The sequence below is a fragment of the Calditrichota bacterium genome, assembly GCA_013152715.1.
Classification (GTDB): Bacteria; Zhuqueibacterota; Zhuqueibacteria; order Thermofontimicrobiales; family Thermofontimicrobiaceae; genus 4484-87.
Window position 1 is genome coordinate 1 of sequence record JAADFU010000164.1, and the last position, 3019, is coordinate 3019.

2 protein-coding genes are annotated in these 3019 nt (G+C 45.1%); both read right to left on the bottom strand.

Annotation, left to right across the window (positions count from 1 at the left end; translation table 11 throughout):
* Positions 1–1277, bottom strand: a 1277-nt coding sequence (locus tag GXO74_12425) for a sodium:solute symporter (GenBank protein NOZ62474.1), incomplete at its 3' end; no start/stop codon positions are given.
* Positions 1278–1369: 92 nt separating this feature from the next.
* On the bottom strand, positions 1370–3019 hold a 1650-nt coding region (locus GXO74_12430; protein ID NOZ62475.1), incomplete at its 5' end, for a hypothetical protein.

The following is a 3019-nucleotide window of genomic DNA, read 5'->3' on the forward strand; positions in this document are numbered from 1 at the left end:
CATTGAGTCATCTGGTGCACGGAATCCGCCAAAAATCCAAACAAAATACCGACGCCAACAACCAGTGCTGATGAAAGATAACTTGCACGCACCAAACTTTTGTCCGAAGCATCCGGCTTGATGTAGCGTTTGTAAATATCGTTCACAATGTAAGCAGCTCCGGCATTGACCGTGGAATCGTAAGTGGACATGAACGCTGCGATCAATCCCGCCAGAAAAATCCCCAGTAAACCCACAGGTAAAAATTCATTGATGACAAACGGCAGCACCAATTCAAAATCGATTTTCCCGCCCATGGCGTTCAATTGCGGCGAGAAAAAGACAAGCGCCAGCACGGCAATCGCCGGCACCATTGTCCAGCGTGGGACTAAATAAACAGACACAATGCCGTTCATCAAACCAGCTTCCTTTGGATTTCTGGCGGCAAGTATCCTTTGCAAATCGTAATTTGGACCGGGGCCTGCCATACTATTCAAAATTCCTTTGAAAACAATCATAAAAAAGAAAATGGTAAACAGTTCAAATCCATCCTGCGCAATTTTGTCGTTCACCGAGGGAATTAAATTTGACCAATCCAGATTGAGATGCCAGCCGAAAAACAGATTCTTCCACCCTTCCGGCACAGCGGCATTCAACATCTCCGGCGAAATTCTCGTGAAAGCAATTACGCCGATAATAATGGCCGTTCCGGAAAGCAAAATATATTGAATTAAATCGGTCAAAACCACGCTATACATTCCACCCATGATGACATACAATGCGGTGATGAGCATGAGAATGACAGCATAAGCGTCCGGGGACAAATCCCACGGCAAAAAAATCTTGGCAAATTTTCCGATGCCGACAAATGCGTAAGACAAAAGACCGACCACACTCACCAACGCAAAGACAACCACGCTGACTCGCGACAATTCCCCGCCTTTTTTTTCTCCGAAACGAGTCGTCATCCATTCCGCGCCGGTGATTACACCGGAACGGCGTGCCCAGATAGATAGATAAATCATGAAAAATATTTGATTGAACGTGGGCCACAGCCAGGGCATCCAGACGCCTTTCATGCCATAGACAAAAAGCATGTACACCAGCCACATGGTTCCGCTGATGTCAAACATGCCGGATGTATTGGACACGCCCAGCAGCCACCAGGGGACGGTTTTTCCGCCGAGGAAATAACTGTCCATATTTTTCGACGCCCGGCGCGAGATAATAATACCGCCGATAATCACAATTAACAGATAGGAAAAAATAATCGCCGTATCAATCGCGTGAATTTTCATTGAGAAAACGAGCCTCCGTCCTGTAGGAGATTATCAGAAATCGATAATCATCCAAACCGCGTTTCCGTTTTATTTTCAACTGTTCATCTGTTTTACTTCTCAAGAACCCTATTTTCAAAAGTCGGGTTTTCTCCCGCCATTTTCAAAAAAATATCCAGCGGCACAACTTCAAAATCAGGTCCTAGTTTATCCAGAATGGATTTCACGCGCGTGATGTCGCTCCATTGCCTCACGTGCATCAGCAAGAAATATGGTCGTTTATTATTGATTCGAGCCAACTCTTGCAAATCAGCCACAGCACCGGCTTCAGGTCTGCCGGGCGATAGATAGTAATCGTAGGAAATGAGTGGCCTTTTGTCTTTGCAATAAAAAGTATAAGCCGGCGCGTAGCCATTCACAAAACCGATCGCGTCGGGCATACGCTCATAGTAGGCATCAATGACTTTCTGCGTCAGTTCTGTATTTCCCTCGACCGTGGCGCCTTCTGAATAATCCATAATTTCAAAAACATTCAGATCCAATTTTTTCATCAAATCATAAGCAATATCCAGCAAATGCGGGAGAAATTTATCCGGAATCGCTTTGGGATACATGTATCCAGGCCCTGAAAGCGAACCAATGAAGTAGTCGTTGGGAGTTGCCTGAGAATAGAAAAATTCCATCATTGCGGGCGCCAGCCAGGACCAGTTCATGGTCACTTCCCAGGCGTAAGGAATTTCTCCCCGTCCGGGACGAGTCCAGGCGCCCAAACCCAGACAATCCGTTTGAATGCACGCCACGTAAACCTTCTTTTTCGGTTTGTAAGTTTTTCCCGGTTCGATGTGATGATTATTTTTAAATTCAAATCCCGGAGATGCCGGAACCTGACTGCTGAAACTCATGTTCGGCAAAGTGTGCAAACCTTCCACTCGCAAGCCATAGCTGGAAGTGAGCGTCACGTGATCGCGCTCTTTGTCTTTTTTATATGAATGCCAGCCAAAAACAAAAGAGTAAGGTTTCATCTGCGAAAGTAATTTTTTTGCCAACGAGTATTCCTGCTTATCGCTCGGTTTGGTGGAAAGATCGTTAAAAAAAGCTTTTTTGTAAATTCCCCAATCCGCGACGCCGGGTTTCATAACTTTCCCGTGCTCGCCTCCCATCCAGACGATATATTCTTTGCTGCATTGATCCCAATACTGATCATAAGCCCATGAGTAAATTTCATAATCTGACATGCCGGTAAATTTCCCGCGAAAATCCGCCACCGGCTTCAATCCGTATTTCTCCGCCAGCGGAATCAATTCTTCGCTAACGACCACCGCCTCTTTCAATCCAGCGACTGTAAAAGCGACAATCAGCGATGTGCGGACATTTTTATCCCAAACGACATAACCCTTGACATTGTCTTTGAAAACGCGGAGCGCCTGATCAGCGGTTTTCAATTCTTTGAAAGTAAAATAATGCCTGTCTTTCAAAAATTCAAACACATCCGGCGTGAAGCGAAAATCCCATTTTTCAGGATAAATGAAATAAAAATTGGGCCCGGTTAAATTTGCCAATCCCTGCAAACTGATCAAAAACGCCTGCGTGGGTAACATTTCATCGATGCGCCAATTGTCTTGCAAACGCATGAAATAAGCGTTACGAAAACCTTTGCGTTTGAACACATATTTTATTTTCGCTTCAGCGGGACGAGTGGAGCGGGAAATTTCGTAAATGAGCAGTTGCTTATCTTTGGAAAGATGAAAAAGATGAATGCTGCT